This window comes from Paracoccus litorisediminis (genome assembly GCF_009711205.1).
Taxonomy (GTDB): domain Bacteria; phylum Pseudomonadota; class Alphaproteobacteria; order Rhodobacterales; family Rhodobacteraceae; genus Paracoccus; species Paracoccus litorisediminis.
Genome location: NZ_WMIG01000009.1, coordinates 120,401 through 142,732 on the forward strand (window position 1 = coordinate 120,401; position 22,332 = coordinate 142,732).

General features: G+C 65.7%; 17 protein-coding genes. 8 read left to right on the top strand and 9 right to left on the bottom strand.

Features of this window, described 5'->3' with window-relative positions:
• Positions 1–14 precede the first annotated feature (14 nt).
• A complete protein-coding gene (locus GL300_RS15860) occupies positions 15–1,313 on the bottom strand; it encodes an MFS transporter (RefSeq protein WP_155040626.1) in 1,299 nt (432 codons plus the stop codon).
• 225 nt (positions 1,314–1,538) lie between these two features.
• Entirely contained in the window at positions 1,539–3,521 is a 1,983-nt protein-coding gene (locus GL300_RS15865) for a bifunctional 2',3'-cyclic-nucleotide 2'-phosphodiesterase/3'-nucleotidase (RefSeq protein ID WP_484555873.1), read from the bottom strand.
• Between the two features lie 146 nt (positions 3,522–3,667).
• Between GL300_RS15865 and GL300_RS15870 the strand changes: the two genes are divergently transcribed.
• The 5 genes from GL300_RS15870 to GL300_RS15890 all read left to right on the top strand — a co-directional run bounded on the left by GL300_RS15870 (position 3,668) and on the right by GL300_RS15890 (position 13,080).
• Positions 3,668–4,915, top strand: coding sequence for an Hsp70 family protein (locus GL300_RS15870; protein ID WP_155040628.1), 1,248 nt, complete (start codon positions 3,668–3,670; stop codon positions 4,913–4,915).
• Positions 4,916–5,030: 115 nt separating this feature from the next.
• A complete protein-coding gene (locus tag GL300_RS15875) occupies positions 5,031–6,230 on the top strand; it encodes an AI-2E family transporter (protein WP_246195209.1) in 1,200 nt (399 codons plus the stop codon).
• 129 nt (positions 6,231–6,359) lie between these two features.
• On the top strand, positions 6,360–9,686 hold the full coding sequence (locus tag GL300_RS15880) for a transglutaminase family protein (protein ID WP_155040630.1): 3,327 nt from the start codon (positions 6,360–6,362) through the stop codon (positions 9,684–9,686).
• A gap of 8 nt (positions 9,687–9,694) precedes the next feature.
• Positions 9,695–12,100 carry a circularly permuted type 2 ATP-grasp protein gene (locus GL300_RS15885; protein WP_155040631.1) on the top strand — a complete coding sequence of 802 codons (2,406 nt, stop codon included), beginning with the start codon at positions 9,695–9,697 and terminating at the stop codon, positions 12,098–12,100.
• Positions 12,097–13,080 (top strand): transglutaminase family protein, encoded by a 984-nt coding sequence (locus GL300_RS15890; protein ID WP_343043072.1) that lies wholly within the window; start codon positions 12,097–12,099, stop codon positions 13,078–13,080. Before GL300_RS15885 ends, GL300_RS15890 begins: the two co-directional genes overlap by 4 nt.
• A gap of 51 nt (positions 13,081–13,131) precedes the next feature.
• Here GL300_RS15890 and hflC read toward each other — a convergent pair whose 3' ends face one another.
• The 4 genes from hflC to rpiA all read right to left on the bottom strand — a co-directional run bounded on the left by hflC (position 13,132) and on the right by rpiA (position 17,594).
• The gene (gene hflC, locus GL300_RS15895) at positions 13,132–14,205 is read right to left on the bottom strand and encodes a protease modulator HflC (RefSeq protein WP_155040632.1); all 1,074 of its coding nucleotides are present in this window, start codon (positions 14,203–14,205) and stop codon (positions 13,132–13,134) included.
• Complete coding sequence (gene hflK / locus GL300_RS15900) at positions 14,205–15,410, bottom strand: FtsH protease activity modulator HflK (RefSeq protein ID WP_155040633.1); 1,206 nt, start codon at positions 15,408–15,410, stop codon at positions 14,205–14,207. The genes hflC and hflK overlap by 1 nt, the downstream gene beginning before the upstream one ends.
• Before the next feature lie 61 nt (positions 15,411–15,471).
• Positions 15,472–16,872, bottom strand: a complete 1,401-nt coding sequence (gene gorA / locus GL300_RS15905) for a glutathione-disulfide reductase (RefSeq protein ID WP_155040634.1) — start codon at positions 16,870–16,872, stop codon at positions 15,472–15,474.
• Positions 16,869–17,594, bottom strand: coding sequence for a ribose-5-phosphate isomerase RpiA (gene rpiA, locus GL300_RS15910; protein ID WP_155040635.1), 726 nt, complete (start codon positions 17,592–17,594; stop codon positions 16,869–16,871). The genes gorA and rpiA overlap by 4 nt, the downstream gene beginning before the upstream one ends.
• 197 nt (positions 17,595–17,791) lie before the next feature.
• Here rpiA and GL300_RS15915 point away from each other — a divergent pair, with 197 nt between their 5' ends.
• The 3 genes from GL300_RS15915 to GL300_RS15925 are packed head-to-tail and all read left to right on the top strand — an operon-like array spanning position 17,792 to position 19,901.
• A complete protein-coding gene (locus GL300_RS15915) occupies positions 17,792–18,934 on the top strand; it encodes a bifunctional 2-C-methyl-D-erythritol 4-phosphate cytidylyltransferase/2-C-methyl-D-erythritol 2,4-cyclodiphosphate synthase (RefSeq protein WP_155040636.1) in 1,143 nt (380 codons plus the stop codon).
• A 2-nt stretch (positions 18,935–18,936) separates the two neighbouring features.
• A complete protein-coding gene (locus GL300_RS26395) occupies positions 18,937–19,434 on the top strand; it encodes a phosphatidylglycerophosphatase A family protein (RefSeq protein ID WP_155040637.1) in 498 nt (165 codons plus the stop codon).
• The gene (locus GL300_RS15925) at positions 19,431–19,901 is read left to right on the top strand and encodes a CinA family protein (protein ID WP_343043073.1); all 471 of its coding nucleotides are present in this window, start codon (positions 19,431–19,433) and stop codon (positions 19,899–19,901) included. The genes GL300_RS26395 and GL300_RS15925 overlap by 4 nt, the downstream gene beginning before the upstream one ends.
• Here the strand turns inward: GL300_RS15925 and GL300_RS15930 are convergent.
• From GL300_RS15930 to GL300_RS15940, 3 genes are read right to left on the bottom strand one after another with little or no spacing between them, the layout of a single operon-like run.
• Entirely contained in the window at positions 19,898–20,938 is a 1,041-nt protein-coding gene (locus GL300_RS15930) for a threonine aldolase family protein (RefSeq protein WP_155040638.1), read from the bottom strand. The genes GL300_RS15925 and GL300_RS15930 overlap by 4 nt on opposite strands.
• On the bottom strand, positions 20,935–21,375 hold the full coding sequence (locus tag GL300_RS15935) for a YcgN family cysteine cluster protein (RefSeq protein ID WP_155040639.1): 441 nt from the start codon (positions 21,373–21,375) through the stop codon (positions 20,935–20,937). The genes GL300_RS15930 and GL300_RS15935 overlap by 4 nt, the downstream gene beginning before the upstream one ends.
• A complete protein-coding gene (locus tag GL300_RS15940) occupies positions 21,375–22,304 on the bottom strand; it encodes a bifunctional riboflavin kinase/FAD synthetase (RefSeq protein ID WP_155040640.1) in 930 nt (309 codons plus the stop codon). Before GL300_RS15940 ends, GL300_RS15935 begins: the two co-directional genes overlap by 1 nt.
• Between the last annotated feature and the right edge of the window lie 28 nt (positions 22,305–22,332).

Consider the following 22,332-nt stretch of genomic DNA (forward strand, 5'->3'; position numbering starts at 1 on the left):
CACAGTCAAGTGGATCAGACTTCGTCCTTGCCCGAGGCGATCAGGCACAGAAGCGTCACCACCGCGGCCGCCAGCATGTAATAGCCGACATGGGTCAGGCCATAGGTCTTTTGCAGCCAGGTCGCGGCATAGGGGGCCAGCGAGGCGCCAAAGATGCCCGCGAAGTTGAAGGTGATCGACGACCCGGTATAGCGCACCTGCGTCGGGAAAGGTGCAGCCAGCGCCGCCCCGATCACGCCATAGGTCAGGCCCATCAGGAACATGCCCAGGGTGACAAAGGCATAAAGCGCGGCTTCGCTTCCGCTCATCAGCGGCGCCAGGAAGAACGAGAAAGCCCCGATCAGCACCGTCACCACCATCAGGAACGGACGGCGACCCGTGCGGTCAGCAATCTTGCCCGCGATCGGAATCGCGATCCCGAAGATGACCGAGCCATAGATCTGCAACAGCAGCGCATCAAGGAAGGGAACCTGACGGACCTTGACGTTATAGGACAGCAGCCATGCCGAGCAGATGTAGAACAGCACGAACGTAACCAGCGCAACGAAGGTGCCCAGGAACAGGCTGCGCTTGTGGTTGCGGAACAGCTCGACCACGGGAACCGAGACACGCTTATCACGCTTGACCGCATCCGAGAATTCCGGGGTCTCGGTGATCGACAGACGCACCCACAGACCCAGCGCGATCAGCACGATCGAGGCCAGGAACGGCAGACGCCAGCCCCATGCCAGCAGGTCTTCCTGCGACATGAAGTGCAGCAGCACCCAGAAGAAGCCCGAGGACAGGAACAACCCGACCGGCGCGCCCAACTGCGGGAAGATCCCGTACCAGCTGCGCTTGCCCTCGGGCGCGTTCTCGGTCGCAAGCAGCACCGCGCCGCCCCATTCGCCGCCCAGACCAAAGCCCTGACCAAAGCGGCACAGCGCCAGCAGCGCAGGCGCGGCGACGCCGATCTGCGCATAGGTCGGCAGCAGGCCAATCACCACGGTCGAGACGCCCATCGTCAGCAGCGCCGCGACCAGCGTCGCCTTGCGCCCGATGCGGTCGCCGAAATGGCCAAAGACGATCGCGCCAAAGGGCCGGGCAAAGAAAGCGATCGAGAAGGTCGCAAAGGATGCCAGTAGCGCCGTGGTCGGATCGCTGGCCGGGAAGAATAGCGCCGGGAAAACCAGCACGGCAGCGGTGGCATAGACGTAGAAATCGAAGAATTCGATGGTCGTGCCGATCAGGCTGGCAAGCAGGACCTGCGCCGGCGAATTGACAGGCGTCTTGCTGCGCGCCGCAGCGGGCGAGCCAATGGATTGGTCAGTCATTCATTCTTGTCCGCATTTTCGAGGGGTGGTGCGGTCATCGCGGACGATGCGCACCGGGCGCGCATAACCGACCCTCGGCGCGATTGAAACACCGCACCGTTCGAAAAATTGCGTTTGCATGGCAGGTTTGCGCAATGGAATTAGCTCACCGCCATATAGGTCAGCAATTATTCCATATTTTTACCGCCCGCAAGCGGAAAATGGGCGGGTCGCCCCGCCCAGCGCCTAAAGCGTCAGCCGAAGACGCAGGAAGCCGCCTTCGCCCTCACCGGCTTCCTCAAGCTTCAGCCCGCGCTCACGCATGCGGTCCAGATAATCGCGCGCCTTGGGGCCGGTCTCGAATACCGCCGTGGCCCCCTCGACCGGGGCAAAGCGCCAGTTCGCATCGGCCGAGGGCGAGATCGTGCCCTGCTCGACGATATAGCGCACCAGCACGTCGCGATTGGTATCCGGCGCGGCAAGGATCACGGTCGAGCCATCCGCCCCCGGAAACTCGCCGCCGCCCGAGGCGCGGTAATTATTGGTCGCGATCAGGAATTCCTGCGCGGGATCAACCGCTTTCCCGCCAAACTTCAGGTCACTGATGCGATTGGCGTCCGCGTTCACCACCTCACCCTTTTCGACGCCGAATTTCGACGGTTGCGACAGGTCGATCTGATAGGTCACCCCGTCGATCACGTCGAAATTGTAGGAACGGAAATCGGGGTTCAGCAGGGCCACGTCCTTGGCCCCCGGCGCGATCTGGTTGAACTGCCCGGCCGAGCGCTCAAGCCAGTCCTTCAACTGCGCGCCCGTCACCTTCACCACTTGCAGCGTATTGGGATACAGGTACAGGTCCGCGACATTCTTGATCGCCACCGGGCCTTTGGGCACGTCGGTATAGTAATCCGGGCCACCCCGCCCGCCCGCCTTGAAGGGTGCTGCGGCGGATAGCAGCGGCAGCCCCTCATGCGGGGTGCCCTTCAGCAATTGCCGCGCATACCAGGTCTGGGCCAGCGACACGATCTGCACGGACGGATCATCCGCCACCTGCGCGAAATAGCTGTATAGGGGCGCATCGGTCTGGCCGACCTCGGCCCGGACGTATTCCAGCGTCGCCTCGTGCCCCAGCTTGGCGGCAGCCAAAGCCGGGGCATAATCGCCCACCAATGCCTCGATCTTGCGATCCTCGGTCCGGCGATAGATCGGCCGCGCCTCGGACATGCCGTCGACAACCTTCCAGCCCCTGCCGTCATGCTCCAGCGCCAGATCAATCAGCCCCATATGCGAGCCCCAAAACCCCGCCATGACCGCAGGCACCCCCTTGATCCGCCCGGTGGCAGGGTCCAGCCCCTCGCCTTCGTAATCCTTCGACGGCCAGACGCCGTGGGCATGCCCCATGACGATGGCGTCGATCCCCTCGACATCGGCCAAGTGATAGGAGGCATTCTCCATCCCCGGTGTGGCGGGATCGGTGGACAGGCCGGAATGGGCCAGCGCAATGACGATATCCGCCCCCTGCCGCAGTTCCGGAACCCATGCGCGAGCGGCCTCGAGAATGTCGCGAGTCTCATATTTGCCCGCCAGATGCCCGGCATCCCATTGCATGATCTGGGGCGGCACGAAGCCGATCAGACCGATGCGGATCGGATGCTCGCGCCCGGCCCCGTCCTTCAACTGACGCTCAAGGATGGTGAAGGGCTGAAACACCAGCACGTCATCCTCGGGCTTGGCGCCCAGCTTGCGGGCGAAATTCGCGCAAGTGATCGGCCGCGTCGTGGTTTTCGTCGCATGTTCAAGGAATTCCATGCCATAGTTGAACTCATGGTTGCCCACGGTTCCGGCGTCAAATTCCAGCGTGTTCATCGCCGCAATGACCGGATGGGTGTCGCCATCCTTCATGCCCTTCTTGTAGGCCATGTAATCGCCCAGCGGATTGCCCTGCAGGTAATCCCCATTGTCGACAAGGATCGAGTTTCCGGCCTCGGCCCGGATGGCCTCGATCAGGCTGGCAGTGCGCGACAGGCCGACCGTGTCATTCGGTTTGTCGGCGTAATAGTCATAGGGATAGATGTGGCAATGCAGGTCGGTCGTGGACAGGATTCGCAGATGCGCCTGTCCTGCCTGCGCCCGCGCGGCATAGGGATGCAGGACGGCCACACCCGCCGCGGCGGCGGTGCTGGCAAGGAAGCGGCGACGGGACAGGGACAAGGCATCTCTCCTGCGAATGGGTCAGCGGTCGGCGCGGAGGCTTGCCCATCTGCCCCCCAAGGTCAAATGACAAACACGCATGACGCGAGCTTGCCCATCATCCGCTTGTGCGATCGGCGCTTTGCCGCTATCAGCCTCGGCTCTTCGCGGAAAAGGGACAGGACATGGCTGACGATATCCTTGCCATCGATTTCGGCACGTCGAACAGCGCGGCGGCGATCCTGCAGGACGGCCAGGTGCGCCGCATCCCGATCGAGCATGGCGCGGACACCCTGCCCACCGCCGTCTTCTTTCCCACGCGGGGCGGGTCGATGCGGATCGGGGCCGCCGCAGCCGAGGCGCTGATCGAAGGCGATGACGGCCGCTACATGCGGGCGCTGAAAAGCGTGCTGGGCACCTCGCTGGTCCATGAGACCCGGCTGATCGGCGGCAAACGCCGTTCGATCGCGGATATTGTCGCCGATTTCCTGCGCGAGGTGAAATCCCGCGCCGAGACCGCAACCGGCCAGCGCTTCACCCGCGCCCTGTCGGGTCGCCCCGTCCATTTCCACAGCAACGCCCCCGAACGCGACGCGCAGGCCGAGGACGATCTGCGTGCCTGCTACCACGCCGCGGGTTTCGATGAAGTGTCCTTTCTGGTCGAACCCGAGGCGGCCGCTCTGGCCTCGCATGGGCTGGGCCGGGCTGGCGGGCTGGGGCTGATCGTCGATATCGGCGGCGGCACCTCGGACTTCTCGGTCTATCGCAGCGAGGCGACCGGCGCCCGCATCCTTGCCAATCACGGCATCCGTCTGGGCGGCACCGATTTCGACCATGCCGTGTCGATGACCCATGCCATGCCCGCCCTTGGTCATGGCAGCGAACTTCGCCGCGAGATGGGCGAGGGCCTGCTGCCGGTCCCGAACGCCGTCTATTCGGAACTGGCGACCTGGGCGCGCATCCCCTTTCTTTACACGCCCGAGACCCGGCGAATGGCGCAGAACATGGCGAAACTGGCGGTGGACCGCGCCGCCATGTCGCGGCTGGTCACCGTGCTGGACGAGGAACTGGGCCATGAACTGGCCTTCGCCGTTGAACGCGGCAAGATCGCCGCGAATGGCGGCAGCAATGATGCGGGCATCCGCATGGGCTTCATCGAACCGGGCCTGACCCGCGCCGTCACCCCGACGTCATTGCACGACGCCTTGGCGCAATACCGCGACGACCTGACCCAAGCCGCGCGCGAGACGCTGGACATGGCCGGAGTAACCCCGGATCAGATCGAAAGCGTCGTGCTGGTCGGCGGCTCCAGCCTGATGGAACTGGTCAGCCGCGCCGCGCAGGATCTGTGCCCACAGGCCGGGCTGGAACGATCTGAGGCCTTCACCGCCGTCGTGGACGGGTTGGCGCTGGCAACGGCGCGACCCGCCTGACAACCGCGTCAGCACCACGCATTTGACGGAAATGGTGATCCGGCAGTGGGCATTCCCTGCTTGCAGCGCCGGGCGATCTGTTATGATGTGAGCCCGCGCATACCGGACGAGAATGATGAGCACAGCCGAGGCAACCGACCGCAAGACCAGCAAGGCCGCCGCAGCGGTCCGCGCGACGGGCCTGCGCCCGCATCGCCAGCCGCTTCTGACCAATATTTCAGCGGCACGCTGGCTGCTTTTGGGGATCGTGCTGGCCTCGGTCTATTTCTTTCATGGCTTTCTGGTCCCGGTTCTGGCGGCAGCTGTGATCGCGCTGGCCAGCTGGCCCTTGCGCGAACGCGGCGTGCATCAGCTGGGCCTTGGCCGGACGCTGACCGCGACGGGGATGGTGCTGATCCTTGTCTGCTTCCTTGTCATCCCGATCGCCATGGCGCTGGTCTATGCCTTCCGCGAGCTGCGGGAATGGATCAACTGGGCGATCTTCGTGAATGCCTCGGGCGCGCCGACACCGGCATGGATGGTCGACCTGCCTCAAGTCGGCACATGGCTGGATGAGCAATGGCGCACCTATATCGGCCATCCCGGCGGCATCAGTGAGATCGTGCAGGCGATTTCCGGATCGAATATCGGGACGATCTATCGCGGCGCGCTGACGGCGGGCTCACTGGCCTTTCATCTGGCGCTGACGCTGCTGTTCATGCTGATCACGCTGTTCGTGCTGTATCGCGACGGCGACCGGATGGTGGCGCAGCTGGACCGCGTCGGAGCCCGCATCCTGCCCGATCGCTGGGACCGCCTGTCGCGCGTCGTCCCGGCCACGATCAGCTCCACCGTGACCGGCATGACCCTGATCGCCATTGGCGAGGGCGTCATTCTGGGCATCGCCTATTGGATCGCGGGCGTGCCCTCGCCGGTGACATTCGGCGTCATCACCGGCTTCATGGCCCTGATCCCCGGCGGCGCGCCGCTGTGCTTCACGCTGGTCTCGGTCTACATGGTCGCCAGCGGCTCACCCTTTGCCGGGATCGCGCTGTTCATCTGGGGCACCTGCGAGCTGTTCGTGGTCGACAAGACCATCCGGCCAATGCTGGTCGGCGGCCCGGTCAAGCTGCCCTTCCTTCCGACCTTCTTTGGCCTGATCGGCGGCGTGAAGACGCTGGGCATCGTCGGGCTGTTCGTCGGCCCGGTTCTGATGGCGCTGCTGGTCTCGATCTGGCGCGAATGGCAACGCGAGATTTCCGAGGATGAGGTCCGGCTGGCCAGCCTGCCCCCCGCGCCCGACCTGATCCGACCGGAACCCACCCGGCCCGAATAACCGCCGGACCACCTGCCCGCTTTTTGGTCACACTCACGAATGCCGGTCACGACAAGGACCGGCAGGCGTTCCCTTGCCCCGTTGCCGACTGCTAGCAATTCCCAAAGGGCAACAGGAAGTGGACGGACCATGTCGATCAAGGCCAGCATCTATCACCTGACGCATTACAAATACGACCGGCCCGTCATCCTTGGCCCGCAGATCATCCGCCTTCGTCCCGCGCCCTATTCGCGCACCCGCGTCATTTCCCACGCGCTGAAGGTCAGTCCGGCTGGGCATTTCGTGAACCACCAGCTTGATCCCTTCGGCAACTGGCTGGCGCGCTTCGTCTTTCCCGAGCCGGTGCGCGAATTGAAGATCGAGGTCGATCTGGTCGCCGACATGACCGTCTGGAACCCCTTCGACTTCTTCACCGAGGACAGCGCCGAGAACTGGCCCTTCGACTACCCTGCCGATCTGGTCGATGACCTGTCGATCTACCGCCAACCCGAACCCGCCGGGCCGCTGCTGCAGAAATTTCTGGACACGGTGCCACGTGAGCGTCGCCGCACCACCGATTTCATCGTCTGGCTGAACGCCCGCATCTCGCAGGTGGTGAATTACACCATCCGCATGGAGCCGGGCGTACAGGAACCCGAGCAAACGCTGGGCCTTGCCAGCGGCTCGTGCCGGGATTCAAGCTGGCTGCTGGTGCAGGCCTTGCGCCATCTGGGCTTTGCCGCGCGTTTCATCTCGGGCTATCTGATCCAGCTGAAGCCCGACCTGAAGGCGCTGGACGGGCCTTCGGGGACCGATCACGACTTCACCGACCTGCATGCCTGGGCCGAGGTCTATATCCCCGGCGCGGGCTGGATCGGGCTGGACCCGACTTCGGGGCTTCTGACCGGGGAAAGCCATATCCCGCTGGCGGCGACGCCGCATTACCGCAATGCCGCGCCGATCAGCGGCGGTTTCTACGGTCAGGCCGTCACCGAATTCGATTTCGACATGCAGATCCGTCGCGTGGCCGAACATCCGCGCATCACCAAGCCGTTCAGCGATGCGGCATGGGACGATCTGAACGCGCTTGGGCACAAGGTCGATCAGGCACTGACCGATGGCGATGTCCGCCTGACCATGGGCGGCGAGCCGACTTTCGTGTCCATTGACGATTTCGAAAGCGACGAGTGGAACACCGCCGCCGTCGGGCCCCAGAAACGCGAACTGGCCGATCAGCTGATCCGGCGCCTGCGCACCCGCTTCGCGCCGGGGGGCTTTCTGCATTACGGTCAGGGCAAATGGTATCCGGGCGAAAGCCTGCCGCGCTGGACCTTCTCGCTTTACTGGCGGCGCGACGGCCAGCCGATCTGGCAGAACCCCGATCTGATCGCTGCCGAGGGCAAGGACCAACAGGCCACGCCCCTGCAATCGCAGGACCTGCTGCACGAGATCGCCGCCGAGCTGGGCGTGCCGCAGGGCAATGTCATGCCCGCCTATGAGGACCCGGCGGAATGGCTGCTGCGCGAGGCAAACCTGCCCGAAAACGTCACCCCCGAGAACTCGAAACTGAAAGACCCCGAGGAACGCCACCGGCTGGCCACCGTCTTCAATCGCGGCCTGAACGATCCCGTCGGCTTCGTCCTGCCGGTGCAGCCGTGGCAGGGCCGCGCGGGCAAGCGGAAATGGCATTCCGAGGCATGGCGCTTGCGGCGCGGCAAGATGTTCCTTGTCCCCGGCGACAGCGCGGTGGGCTACCGCCTGCCGCTGGACGGGCTGCCTTATTTGACGCCCGCGCAATACCCTTACGTGAATCCGATGGACCCGACCATCGACCGGCCCGACCTGCTGCCCCCGGACCAGATCGACCCGGCCCGCAAGGCGCAGCCAAGGGCCAGCTTCACCCCCTCGGCCCCGCAGCAGGCCCAGCACGCCCAGAACGCGACCGAGATCGAGGGCTTCGTCCGCACCGCCTTGTCGGTCGAACCGCGCGAGGGGCGGCTTTGCGTCTTCATGCCGCCGGTGACCATGCTCGAGGACTATCTGGACCTCCTGCACGCCGCCGAGGCCGCCGCCCTGCGTCTGGGCCTGAAGATCCATATCGAGGGCTATGCGCCCCCGCATGATCCGCGCCTGAACGTGATCCGCGTCGCCCCCGATCCCGGTGTGATCGAGGTGAACATCCACCCCGCCCATGACTGGCAGGATTGCGTGGACATCACCACGGCAGTCTATGACGAGGCCCGCCAATGCCGCCTTGGCGCGGACAAGTTCATGATCGACGGCAAGCATACCGGCACGGGCGGCGGCAACCATGTCGTCGTTGGCGGCCAGACCACGATGGACAGCCCGTTCCTGCGACGCCCCGATCTGCTGGCGAGCCTGATCCTGCATTGGAACCGGCACCCGTCGCTGTCCTATCTGTTCTCGGGCCTGTTCATCGGTCCGACCAGCCAAGCGCCGCGCATCGACGAGGCCCGCCACGACGCGCTTTATGAGCTGGAAATCGCGCTTTCGCAGATCCCCGCCCCCGGCGAAGGGATGCCGCCCCAGCCTTGGCTGGTGGATCGCCTGCTGCGCAATATGCTGACTGATGTCACCGGCAATACCCACCGCGCCGAGATCTGTATCGACAAGCTTTACTCCCCCGACGGCCCTACCGGGCGACTGGGCCTGATCGAGTTCCGCGGCTTCGAGATGCCGCCAGATGCCCGCATGAGCCTTGCCCAACAGCTGCTGATCCGGGCGCTGATCGCACGTTTCTGGGCCAGCCCGGCCAAGGGCGCGCTGACCCGCTGGGGCACGGCCTTGCATGACCGCTTCATGCTGCCCCATTACCTGTGGCAGGATTTCCGCGATGTGCTGGCCGATCTGCGCCAGCACGGCTTCGTCTTTGACGAAAGCTGGTTCGAGGCCAGCCGCGAATTCCGCTTCCCCTTCTGCGGCGAGGTCGAACTTGAGGGCACACATCTGGAACTGCGACAGGCACTAGAACCGTGGCATGTCTTGGGCGAAACCGGCGCGATCGGCGGCACGGTGCGCTATACCGACAGCTCGACCGAGCGGTTGCAGGTCAAGCTGACCACCGCCGATCCCAGCCGCTATCAGGTGTTGTGCAATGGCCGCCGCCTGCCCCTGCACCCCGTTGGCGGGGGCGAGGCCGTGGCGGGCTTACGCTACAAGGCATGGCAGCCGGCCTCGGCCATCCATCCCGTCCTGCGCGTCGATGCACCGCTGACCTTCGATGTCTGGGACACATGGTCTGGCCGCGCCCTTGGCGGCTGCACCTATCACGTCGCCCATCCCGGTGGACGCAGCTATGACACCTTCCCGGTCAACGGCAATGAGGCCGAGGCCCGCCGCCTTGCCCGTTTCCAGCCCAATGGCCACAGCGCCGGTTTCGCCTTCCAGCCACAGTCCGAGCAAATATCTGCGGAATTTCCCATGACCCTTGACCTGCGGCGGCCCGTGGGACTGTAGTCCGGCCCATGGAACCCGCCGGCTCTGACGCCCGACCCGCCGAGCCCCGCCGCGCCGCGTTGGGGATTGATACCTATGCGCCCCTGCCCGGCGTCCCCGACGAAATGCTGGGCCCCGATGGCCGCATCCGCCCGATCTGGCAGCCGTTGCTGGAGCATCTGGAACGCCAGCCGCCGGACATGCTGGCGCGATCCTTGGCGCGGGCGAACCAGTATCTGCGGGATTCCGGGGTGTTCTATCGCCAATATGGCAGCGGCACCTCGATTGAGCGGCCTTGGCCGCTGAGCCATGTCCCGGTGCTGATGGCAGAGGCCGATTGGAACCAGATCAGTGCCGGTCTGATCCAGCGCGCCGAGTTGCTGGAAGCGGTGATGGCCGATCTGTACGGCCCGAACCAACTGGTCGCCGGGGGGCATTTGCCACCGGCGCTGGTGGCCTCGAACCCGCAATGGCTGCGCCCGATGGTGGGGGTGCGCCCGCGCATGGGCCATTACCTGCATTTCATCGCCTTCGAGATCGGGCGCGGCCCGCATGGCAAATGGTGGGTGCTGTCGGATCGCACGCAGGCGCCTTCGGGCGCGGGCTATGCGCTGGAGAACCGCGTCGCCACCTCGCGCGCATTCGCCGATCTGTTCAGCCTGCAAAATGTCCACCGGCTGGCGGGCTTTTTCCGCGACTTCCGCGACCGGCTGATGGCGGCGCGCGACGACCATGACGCACGCATCGCCATCCTGACCCCCGGCCCGTGGAACGAGACCTATTTCGAACAGGCATGGATCGCGCGCTATCTGGGTTTCATGCTGGTCCAAGGCGACGATCTGGTGGTCGAGAACGGGCGGCTGATGGTGCGCACCGTGTCCGGATTGCGGCCCATCGACCTGCTGTGGCGGCGCATGGATGGCGATTATGTCGACCCGCTGGAGCTGAACCCGGCCTCGCGGATCGGGACGCCCGGCATGGTCTCGGCCCTGCGCAGCGGCGGGCTGAACATGCTGAACGCGCTGGGATCGGGCGTGCTGGAAGCGCGCGCGATGATGGCCTTTCTGCCGAAGCTTGCACCGATCCTGACCGGCCAGTCGCTGGCCATGCCCAATATCGCGACATGGTGGCTGGGCGCGCAGGCCGAGCATCAGGCGATCATGGCCGCGCCCGAACGCATGGCGCTAAGCCGCGCGCTGGATACTGGCCTGCCCTTTGACAGCGACCCGGCCCCGATACTGGCCGCCAGCCTTGACCCCGCCGAGTTGCAGCGCCGTCTGACCGAGCAAGGCCCGGATCTGGTCGCGCAGGAAACCGTCAGCCTGTCCACCACGCCCGCGCTGATCGAAGGGCGGATCGTGCCGCGCCCGCTCAGCCTACGGGTGTTTCTGGCCCGAACGGCGGATGGCTGGCAGGTCATGCCCGGCGGTTTTGCCCGGATCGGGGCGACCGACGATCCGACCGCGCTGGCGATGCAGCGTGGCGGGGCGGCGGCGGATGTCTGGATCGTCAGCGACAACGAGGTTCCGGCCATCACCATGGCGCCCTCGCGGGGGGGGCCCTATCGGCGCAGTGCGCCATCCACCCTGCCCTCGCGCGCGGCGGACAACCTGTTCTGGATGGGCCGCTATGTCGAGCGGACCGAACAGATCACCCGCATCCTGCGCGCCCGCCACATCCGCGAGGCCGAAAGCGGGCGCGGCGCGGAACCGCTGCAGGCCGCGCTGGACAAGCTGCTGAAAACCTATGGGCTGGAGCCCGGTGCGCCGATCCCCAAGGGGCTGATCGACACGCTGTCCGCCGCCGTCGCCAGCGCCGGTCAGGTGCGCGACCGTTTCTCGACCGATGGCTGGTCGGCGCTGTCCGATCTGGAAAAGACCGCGCGGCAGATGGCCGGGCGGGTCGCGCCGGGCGATGACGCGGCACGCGCGCTGTCGGCGATCCTGCGCAAGATCGCGGGCTTTTCCGGGCTGGTCCATGAAAACATGTATCGCTTCTATGGCTGGCGCTTTCTGACTCTGGGGCGACTGCATGAGCGCGCACTGGGAACCACCGGCATCGTTGCCGCACTTGCCCAGCCGGACGCGCCGCATGGCGCGCTGGACCTGTGCGTGGAACTGGGCGACAGCGTGCTGACCCATCGCCAGCGCTTCGCCATCTCGACCTCGCGCGAGACGGTGATCGACCTTCTGGTGCTGGACCCGATGAACCCGCGCTCGGTCCGCCATCAGATCGACCAGATGATGGCGCAGGTCTCGGAGCTGCCGGGGGGCGTCGAGCAGGGCGAATACTCTGCCCTTGGCCGCGCGGTGCTGCGCTGCCAGACCGAGGTTGCGACCGAGACCCCTGAATCCCTTGACGGCGAGGCTCTGGATGCGCTTGGCACCCGCATTGCCGACCTGTCCACCCTTCTGACCGAGGCCTATCTGCGGTGACCACCTATCGGATGCAGATCGCGTTTCAATACGCCTTTGAACGGCCCGCCGGATCGGGGCGGCAGCTGTTCCGCATCCTGCCCGCCACCATTCCCGGCAGGCAATCGGTGCTGGATGCCGCGATCCGCATCGACCCCGATCCCGTTGAGACCCGCGAATTCGTCGATTTCTTTGGCACGCGAGTGATCGAACTGGTCATGCCCCCCGGCATCACCGAGTTGGAACTGATACTCGAGGCCGATGTCCGCCGCGTCGCGCATGAAATCGGGCTGGACATCTCGACGCCTCTGGCCCGACTTGCGGCGGAGATTGCCGGGCATCGCGGGCTGGATGCGGCCTCTCCGCATCATTTCCTTGTGCCGACGCCGCGCATCCCCCGCATACCTGCGATCGCCGGTTTCGCCCGCAAGGCGACCGCCGGGGCCGAGACGGCGCGCGAGGCGTTGGAAAAACTGGGGTTGGCGCTGCATGCCCATATGCGCTTTGACGCCAAGGCCACCGATGTGAACACCCCTCCGGCCGAGGCGTTCGAGTTGCGGCGCGGGGTCTGTCAGGATTTCGCGCAGATCATGCTGGCGGGCCTGCGCAGCCTGAACATTCCGGCGGCCTATGTGGGCGGCTATCTGCGCACGCTGCCGCCACCCGGCCAGCCGCGTCTGGTCGGCGCAGATGCCAGCCACGCCTGGGTCCGGGCCTGGTGCGGGGCGGATGCGGGCTGGATCGATTACGATCCGACCAATGCCTGTTTCGCGCTTGGCGACCATATCGATATCGGCTTTGGCCGCGATTACGACGATGTCGCCCCGGTCACCGGCATGATGCGGCTGGATGGCGCGCAGACCGGCACCCATAGCGTCGATATCGAGGAAGCGCCGGTCCAGACCCAATCCGGGCCGCTGTCTTGGACGCCGCTGGCGCTGGCCTTTGCCCCGAAATCGCGCGCGGCTCAGACGGACGATCCGCTGCACGAACCCGGCTGAACGAAAAAGGGCAGGACCTGCGCCCTGCCCTTTCCCTGATCTGTAACCGTCTCAGTTCGCCGGAGGAGCGGCCGGGACGATGCTTTCCTGCTGCGGCGGCGGTGCCAGCGATTCCGGCAGCGGCGTCAGCTTGACGCCCGCCTTTTCGCCCAGAGGCGTGCCCTCGCGGTCGGTCACTTCGGGGGCCAGCGGCTCATCGCTCGAGGGTTCGGCTGCTGCCGGGACCGGAGCGACCGGAACGGGGTTCGCCCGATCCGCGCCGTCATTGCGCAGATAGTCGAAGAACTGGCCCTCGGGCTTGATCACCAGCGAGCTGTTCTCGCCCTTCAGCGAACGCTCATACGAGGTCATCGAACGGGTGAAGGCAAAGAACTCGGGGTCACGGCCAAATGCCTCGGCATAGATCGAGTTCCGACGGGCATCGGCCTCACCGCGGACGATCTCGGCCTTCTTGCGGGCTTCCGAGGTCAGCTCGACCACGGTCCGGTCGGCAGCGGCGCGGACGCGCTGCGCGGCCTCGCCACCGCGGGCGATCTCATCGGCGGCCTCACGTTCACGCTCGGCGCGCATCCGGGCATAGGTCGCGGTCAGGTTCTGCTCCGGCAGATCGGTGCGGGTCAGGCGCACGTCGATGACGCGCACACCCAGATCCTTGGCGTTTTCACGTGCCAGATCGCGGATCTGGTTCATCAGCGGCGTCCGGTCATCCGACAGCACCGTGGTCGAGGGCACCGAGCCCAGCACCTGACGGATAGCGTTGGTCACGATATCGGCCAGACGCTGCTGGGCGAACTGGATGCCACCGGCGGCGGTAGCGCGGCGGAACTGCACCACATCGGTGATCTGCCAGCGGGCAAAGGCATCGACGACCAGACGGCGATCATCCAGCGGCGTGACCTCCATCGGCGGGGTCGGGATGCCAAGGATGCGGGCGTCATAGCGCACCACCTGGTCGATGAAGGGGACCTTCAGACCCATGCCGGGATTTTCGCGCACATCGACCACTTCGCCGAAGCGCATGACCAGCGCCTTTTCCCGCACATCGACAATATACAGCGAGGCGGTGACCAGCACGGTCGCGACGGCAAGGAAGGGCAGGACCAGAATTGAGAGTGTACGGTTCATCACTGGTTCCCCCCGGTGCTGGACGAGGTGGCGGATTTGTCGGCAGCTGCGGGATTGCTGCGCAGTTGATCCAACGGCAGATAGGGCACGACGCCCTGACCGGCATCGCCGTCAAGGATGACCTTGTTGGCCTGACCCAGAACTTTTTCCATCGTCTCCATATACATGCGGCGGCGCGTCACCTCGGGGGCCTTGACGTATTCGTCATAGACCGCGTTGAAGCGCGAGGCCTCACCCTGTGCGGTGTTCACGGCTTCCGCGCGATAACCTTCGGCGCGTTCGATCACGGCAGCGGCTTCACCACGGGCATTGGCCAGCACCCGGTTGGCATAGGCGTCGGCTTCTTTTTCAAGGCGGTCGCGTTCCTGCTGGGCGGCCTGCACTTCGCGGAAGCTGTCGATCACCTCGCGCGGGGGGTCGGCGCGGTCAAGGTTGACGCGGACAACATTGATCCCGGCCTCATAGGCATCAAGCGTGCTTTGCACCGAAAGCTTCAGATCCTCGCCGATGGTGCCGCGATCGCGGTTCAGGATCGGGGCGAGTTCCGAACGGGCAACGATGTCGCGCATGGCGGATTCGGCGACGGCGCGAATGGTGTCTTCGGGGTCGGCCAGGTTGAACAGGTATTTTTCCGGGTCCGAGATGTTCCAGACCACCTGATAGGCCATATCCACGATGTTCTGGTCGCGGGTCAGCATCAGCCCGCTATCCAGCGGCCCGGCGCGACCGGTGCCGATTTCGGTGGTGCGTTCGCCCGAGACCGAGACGACCTCGGCGCGGACAACCGGCCATGGCGCGAAATTCAGGCCCTCTTCGCCGGTGGCGAAAGGACGGCCAAACAGCAGCTCGACCGAGCGTTCCTCGGGGTTGACGGTGTAGAAGGACATAAAGGCCCAGAAGGCCACCGCGCCCAGCGCGACAAGCCCCCAGGTGCCACGGGTCATTTGCGGACCCTGCGACGAACGCCGGGGACCGTTGCCGCGCGGGCCGCCAGGCCCCTTACCGCCCATCAGGACGCGCAGCCGGTCCTGGCCCTTGCGTACCAGATCCTCGATTTCATTGACCTGTTCGCCGCGGCGCGGGCCGCGTGGATCGTCGTCCCGGTTGCCTCCGGCATTGCCCCAGGGGCGCTGGCCCCCTTGGGGCGGCTCCTTGCCACCCTTGCCGTCATCTCCTCCACCGCCCCAAGGGCCTTGTCCCGCCATCGTCTCTTGCCTCGTCTGCTGTTCGTGTCTCAGGGGTTAACTGGTACCGAAGCGGCGAAAATCAAGCCGAACCAACGGTTTTGTCAGGATGTGCCCCGCCGATATGGCGGGTGGGGCGACGCATCGTCACCAATTCTTCGGCCAAGGTCGGATGCACGGCGATGGCCGCGTCGAAATCGGCCTTGGTCGCGCACATGCCCATCGGGATGGCGACCAGCTGGATCATCTCTCCGGCCTCGGGGCCAAAGATGTGACAGCCGGTGACCTTGTGGGTTCCCGCATCGACCAGCAGCTTCATCACCGCCCGCGCATCCGAACCCGCGAAAAGCGAGCGCATCGGGCGGAAGCTGGCCTCATAGACCTCATGCGGGCCCTGTGCGGCGGCTTCCTCCTCGGTCAGACCGATCGAGGCCACCTCATGCGGGCGGATATAGACCGCCGCGCCGTAAAGCCGGTGATCGACCTTGCGGGGCTTCGCGCCAAAGACGGTGTCGGCAAAGCTGTGGCCTTCGCGGATCGCCACTGGGGTCAGGTTCACCCGGTCGGTGACATCGCCCACGGCAAAGATCGAGGGAACCGAGCTTTGCGACCATTCGTCGACGACGACCTCGCCCTTTTGGCCCAGCTTGACGCCTGCCTGCTCCAACCCCAGACCCTTGGTATGGGGGGTGCGGCCGGTGGCAAACATCACCGCGTCATATTGGTCGGTCGCGCCATCGTCATAGGTGACAAGGATGCCGCCATCCCGCTTTTCCAGCTTGGTCGGGGTGGATGGCAGCCGCAATTCAACGCCGATCACGCGCAGCTGCTCGGTGGCATTACGGCGCATGTCGCCGTCAAAGCCGCGCAGCACAGCATCGCCGCGATAGCTTAGCGTGGTATGCGCGCCCAGGCCCTGCAGGATGGTAGCAAACTCGCAGGCGATAAAGCCGCCGCCCACGACCAGCACGCGACCCGGCACCTTCTCCATCAGGAAAAGATCGTCCGAGATCATGCCCAGTTCCTCGCCCTCGATGCCGGGAAGCTGCGGGCGACCACCAGCGGCGATCAGGATGTGCTTGGCCGTCACGCGGCGGCCATCGGCCAGCTCGACCGTATGGGCGTCGTGCAGATGGGCGCGTTGCTTGTGAATATCCACCCCCGCCGCGACCAGACCGCCGGTATAGGCGCCCTCCAGCCGGGTCAGTTCGGCATCCAGCTTGTGGCGGAACATCAGCCAATCGAAGGGACCGGCATCGGCCGATTGCCAGCCATAGCCGCGCGCCTCATGCGCCAAGGCCCCTGCCTGCGAGGCAAAAATCATCAGCTTTTTCGGCACGCATCCACGGATGACGCAGGTGCCGCCCATGCGGCTTTCCTCGGCCAGACCGACGCGGGCATGGTATTCGCTGGCCGCGATCCGCGCGGCCCGCACCCCGCCCGATCCGCCGCCGATCACGAAAAGATCGTAATCGAATGTCATTCCAGATCCTCTCTGCGCAACTCGACCACCGAGCCGTCGGGACGGCCGATGATGGCAAGATTGCAGATATTCAGGAATAGGCCATGTTCAACCACCCCCGCGATCGCCGACAGTGCGCTTGCCAGCGCCGGGGCATCGTGGATTTCCTCAAGCGCGAGGTCGAGGATGTAATTGTTCTCATCGGTGCGGATCGGCTGGCCGTCGCGCTCGCGCCGGATCACCGGGCGGTCGGCCATGTTCAGCTCGGCCAGCGCGCGCTGGATATGGGTGCGGGTCGATTCCCAGCCAAAGGGAATCACCTCGACCGGCAGCTTGAACTTGCCCAGACGGTCCACGACCTTGCCCTGATCGGCGATGACCACCATCCGGTCGGATGCGGTGGCCACGATCTTTTCGCGCAGATGCGCCGCGCCGCCGCCCTTGATCAGGCTCAGGTCCGGGTCGACCTCATCGGCACCGTCGATGGTCAGGTCAAGCCAGCCCAGCTCGTCCAGTTCCTCGACGACCAGACCCAGCGACCGCGCCTGATCCGCCGTCGCCTTCGAGGTCGAGGCCAGCCGCAGGTCCATCCCCTCGGCATGGACGCGCTCGGCCAGACGGTCGACAAAGACCTTGGCGGTCGAGCCGGTGCCCAGACCCAGCTTCATCCCGTTTTCGACCAGCGCCACGGCGGCACGGGCAGCGGCATCCTTGGAAAGGTCGATGGTGGTGGGGTCGGTCATGGCGGCAGCTCCGAAGCGGAAAGTTCATCTGTAGATTGGCCCTTGCGGGCGGTCCCCGACCTTATACGCAGAAGGCGGCGCTTGGACCACCTGCCATGGCCGGAAATCTGCGCGGGAAATCTGCACACGCCTTGGGGCCGAAGGTCGCATCGCGCGCCGATTGCCTCGCGGCGCGGGCTCGCCTAATCATGCGGGCCATGAAGATACCTGACACATATGCCGTGATCGTCACCGCTGCCGGGCGTGGCACCCGCGCGGGCGGCGACATTCCCAAGCAATGGCGCGTCCTTGACGGGCGCAGCGTCATCCAGCGCAGCATCGAGGCATTCGCCGGCTTCCCCCGCATTGTCGTGACCCTGTCCCCCGAGGATATGGGCCGCGGCCTTGACCAGCTATCCGGGCAGGTCGTGCTGGTCGCAGGCGGCGATACCCGCAGCGCCAGCATCCGCGCGGCGCTGGAGACGCTTGAGGGCAGCGGCGTCACCCATGTGCTGATCCATGACGGCGCGCGCCCGCTGGTCTCGCCGCATGTCATCCATGGCGTGGTCGCGGCGCTGAAGGCGGGCGCGGATGCCGCCGCCCCCGGCCTGTCCGTCACCGACGCCCTGTGGCGCGCCGAGGGTGGCCATGTCACCGGCACCGCCAACCGCGAGGGGCTGCTGCGCGCCCAGACGCCGCAGGGCTTCCGCCTTGACGCCATCCTTGCCGCGCATCGCGCCTTTCCCGAAGGCGCCGCCGATGACGTCGAACTGGCGCTGCGCGCCGGGCTGACCGTCACCGCGACGCCGGGGGACGAAGACAATCTGAAACTGACCTGGCCGCAGGATTTCGCGCGCGCCGAACGCATCATGGGGGCCCCGATGGATATTCGCCTTGGCAACGGATTTGACGTGCATGCCTTTACGACGGGCGATCACGTCTGGCTGTGCGGCGTGAAGATTCCGCATGACAAGGCGCTGCTGGGTCATTCCGACGCCGATGTCGGCATGCATGCCCTGACCGACGCGATCTATGGCGCGCTCGCGCAGGGCGATATCGGGCGGCATTTCCCGCCTTCGGACCCGCAATGGAAGGGCGCCGAGAGCCATATCTTCCTGCGCCACGCCATCGAGCTGGCGCGTAGCATGGGCTTCGCCTTGGGGAATGCCGATGTGACCCTGATCTGCGAGCGGCCCAAGGTCGGCCCGCATGCCGGGGCCATGCAGCTGCGCCTGTCCGAGATCATGGGCGTCGATCCCGACCGCATCAGCGTCAAGGCCACCACCTCGGAACGTCTGGGCTTTACAGGGCGCGAGGAAGGCATCGCCGCCATCGCCACCGCAACCTTGATCCGGGGATAACCATGGAACGCCAGATCGCGACATTCTTTGGCGTGGGCCTGCTGCGCCCCGCCCCCGGCACCTGGGGCTCGGCCGCCGCCGTGGCGCTGGCGGTGCTGGCCTGCGAGCTGGGCGGCACGCTGCTGGTGCCGCTGGGCTTCGTGCTGGCGACGGTGCTGGGCTTCTGGGCGATCCCGCGCGTGATCGCGGGCAGCGCCAACAAGGACCCCTCCGAAATCGTCATTGACGAGGTCGCGGGGCAATGGCTGGCCATGTGCTTCACCGTGATCCCGCTGTGGCGGCACGGGGTGTCGATCCTTGACGCATGGCCCGCCTATGTCGCGCCTTTCCTGCTGTTCCGGCTGTTCGACATCTGGAAGCCCTGGCTGGTCGGACGTGCCGACCGACGCGGCGATGCGGCCGGCGTGATGCTGGACGATCTGTGGGCGGGCTTGTTTGCGGGCGTGGTTTCGGTGATCCTTGCCGGGCTCTACCACGGAGTGCTGGAACCGATGCTGTGAACGCCGCCGACATCCTTGATCTGGCCCGCATGCGGGGCGTGATGATCGCCACCGCCGAAAGCTGCACGGGCGGTCTGATCATCGGTCGCCTGACCGATGTGCCGGGATCGTCGCGGGCGGTGGATCGGGGCTTTGTGACCTACTCCAACGCCGCCAAGATCGAGATGCTGGGCATCCGCCCCGAGACGCTGGACGCTTACGGCGCGGTCAGCGAGGAAATCGCGGCAGAAATGGCCTCGGGGGCGCTGAAACGCTCGCAAGCCGGGATCGCGGTCGCGGTCACCGGCATCGCGGGTCCGGGCGGGTCGGATCACAAGCCCGAGGGGCGGGTCTGTTTCGGCTTGGCCGATGCGTGGGGGATCAGGACCAAAACGGTCGATTTCGGGGCGATTGGCCGGGCCGAGGTCCGCCTCGCCACCGTCGATCACGCACTGGAACTGCTGGCCGCGGCGCTGCGCAAGGACTAGCCGCGCATCAGCTCCAGCAGGCGACCCACGTCATCCTCATGCGTGGCCCAGCTGGTGACCAGTCGCACGGTCACCGGCTCATCGCCAACGGGCGGTTGGTCCTGCCAAATGTGATAGGCCGCGCCATGGCCACGGGCGCGGACATGGGCTTCGGACGGCAGGCGGGCAAAGACCTCATTGGCTTGCACCGGGACGACCAGATCGCCCCCGGCCTGCACGATGCCCTGCGCCAGCCGCGCGGACATGGCATTGGCATGCCGCGCCAGATCCAGCCACAGCCCATCCGTCGCCAAGGCCAGCATCTGCGCCGCCAGATAGCGCTGCTTGGACCAGACCTGCCCGGCCTGCTTCCTGCGATAGTCAAAGCCCTCGGCACGGGCGGGGTCAAAGAAGACCACCGCCTCGGCGGCCATCGCGCCATTCTTGGTCCCGCCAAAGCACAGCGCATCGACGCCCGCACGGACGGTCAGGTCGGCGGCATCAACGCCCAGACCTGCGACCGCATTGGCAAAGCGCGCGCCGTCCATATGCAAGGGCAGCCCGGCCTCATGTGCGATGCGGGCCAAGGCCGCGACCTCGGCGGGGTCATAGACAGTGCCCCATTCCGTCGCATTGGTGATCGAGACCATGGCGTTGCGGCCATCGTTCAGACTGCCGGCCTTGCCGAAGCGGATCGCCTCGGCCAACGTTTCCGGGGTGAATTTTCCATCCGCGCCGGGCAGCGGCACCAGCTTGGCGCCGTGGCTGTAAAACTCGGGCGCGGCGCATTCGTCTCGGTGGATATGGGCGCTGTCGTGGCAATAGATCCGCCCGAAACTGGGCGACAGCTGCGCGCAGACCAGCGCATTCGCCCCGGTTCCGGTCGCGGCGAAACGCACCACGGCATCGGGTGCGCCCAGAATTTCGCGGTAAGCTGCCTCGGCGCGGGCGGTGACCGGATCGGCCCCGTAAGAGCCCATCGCGCCTTCATTGCAATCGGACAGTGCCTTCAGGACCTTCGGGTGAATGCCATGCACATTGTCCGATGCGAAATTCATGCCAGATCCTCGATGATGTAGTCGTCCCAGTCATCCTCGGTCACGGTCAATTCGCTGACCGTGCGGCCCCGGATGCTGATCCCTGCGTCATGGACCGACTCGCGGTCACCCGAGATCAGGTAGTGCCACGGGTAAAGGGGCTTGCCCTCGGTCCGCAGGCGGTAAGCGCAGGTCGCGGGCAGCCACCATGCGATTTCCTTCAGCTTCTTCGGCGTCAGCACCACGCAATCGGGCACGAATTGGTGGCGATTGGCGTAGTTCGAGCATTGGCAGGTCTGCCCGTCCAGCAGCTTGCAGCTGACGCAGGTGAAGGCGATTTCACCGGTGTCTTCATACTCGATCTTGTTCAGGCAGCATTTGCCGCAGCCGTCGCAAAGGGCTTCCCATTCGTCGGGCCGCAGGTTCTTGAGCGGCATTTCCCAGAAACGCTCACGCATCAGCGTGCCGCCAGAATTTCGCGCGCCTGCGCGCTGTCACGGTCCATCTGGGCGATCAGCGCGTCCAGACTGTCGAATTTCATTTCCGGGCGCAGATATTCGACCAGCGCGACCGAGACATGCTCGCCGTAAAGATCGCCGCGGAAATCGAAGATATGGGTTTCCAGATTGGGCACCTGCCCGTCGAACATCGGGCGCACGCCAAGACTGGCCACGCCCGCATAGCTGCCGCGTTCCGGCCCGGTCAGCACGTCGATCAGTACCGCATAGATGCCCAGCCGCGGCAGATGCAGCCCGTTCACGGCCATGTTGGCGGTCGGATAGCCCAGATCGCGGCCGCGCTTGTCGCCGTGCAGCACCTCGCCGTCGATACGGTGCCAATGGCCCAGCATCCGTTCGGCATCGCGCATCCGGCCCTCGGCCAAAGCCTCTCGGATGGCGGTCGAGCTGTATTCGTTCCGCCCGTCCCCGATCAGCGGCGCGACGGTGACACCAAAGCCGAAATCATGGCCCAGCTGCGTCAGCGTCTGGGCATTGCCGGAACGCTTGCGGCCAAAGCAGAAATCCGCGCCGACGGTGACATGGCGGACGCCCAGCCCCTCGGCCAGCACCTCGCGCACGAAATCCTCGGGGGTCAGGCCCGCCAGAAGCGCGTCGAAGGGCAGCTGATACAGATGCTCGACCCCCAGCCGCGCCAGACGGTTCGCGCGGGATTCGGCATTCATCAAGCGGAATGCGGGCGCATCGGGCACAAAGACCTGACGCGGATGCGGCTCAAAGGTGATGACGCCCAGCGGCGCATCGGCAGCCGCACGCGCGGCGTCGATCACCGAGCGGTGGCCCAGATGCACGCCGTCGAAATTGCCCATGGCGACGGTTGCACCACGGGCCTCAGGCGACAGACCCTTCCAGTCGTGATGGATGCGCAATCAGGCCCCCGATGGGCCGGCCCGGCCC

Excerpts from the sequence above, each read along its gene's own strand:
- gorA (WP_155040634.1), bottom strand. The coding sequence starts at position 16,872 with ATGACATTCGATTACGATCTTTTCGTGATCGGCGGCGGATCGGGCGGG.
- hflK (WP_155040633.1), bottom strand. The coding sequence starts at position 15,410 with ATGGCGGGACAAGGCCCTTGGGGCGGTGGAGGAGATGACGGCAAGGGT.
- GL300_RS15860 (WP_155040626.1), bottom strand. The coding sequence starts at position 1,313 with ATGACTGACCAATCCATTGGCTCGCCCGCTGCGGCGCGCAGCAAGACG.
- rpiA (WP_155040635.1), bottom strand. The coding sequence starts at position 17,594 with ATGACCGACCCCACCACCATCGACCTTTCCAAGGATGCCGCTGCCCGT.
- GL300_RS15915 (WP_155040636.1), top strand. The coding sequence starts at position 17,792 with ATGAAGATACCTGACACATATGCCGTGATCGTCACCGCTGCCGGGCGT.
- GL300_RS26395 (WP_155040637.1), top strand. The coding sequence starts at position 18,937 with ATGGAACGCCAGATCGCGACATTCTTTGGCGTGGGCCTGCTGCGCCCC.
- GL300_RS15885 (WP_155040631.1), top strand. The coding sequence starts at position 9,695 with ATGGAACCCGCCGGCTCTGACGCCCGACCCGCCGAGCCCCGCCGCGCC.
- GL300_RS15935 (WP_155040639.1), bottom strand. The coding sequence starts at position 21,375 with ATGCGTGAGCGTTTCTGGGAAATGCCGCTCAAGAACCTGCGGCCCGAC.
- GL300_RS15875 (WP_246195209.1), top strand. The coding sequence starts at position 5,031 with ATGAGCACAGCCGAGGCAACCGACCGCAAGACCAGCAAGGCCGCCGCA.
- GL300_RS15930 (WP_155040638.1), bottom strand. The coding sequence starts at position 20,938 with ATGAATTTCGCATCGGACAATGTGCATGGCATTCACCCGAAGGTCCTG.
- GL300_RS15880 (WP_155040630.1), top strand. The coding sequence starts at position 6,360 with ATGTCGATCAAGGCCAGCATCTATCACCTGACGCATTACAAATACGAC.
- GL300_RS15870 (WP_155040628.1), top strand. The coding sequence starts at position 3,668 with ATGGCTGACGATATCCTTGCCATCGATTTCGGCACGTCGAACAGCGCG.
- hflC (WP_155040632.1), bottom strand. The coding sequence starts at position 14,205 with ATGAACCGTACACTCTCAATTCTGGTCCTGCCCTTCCTTGCCGTCGCG.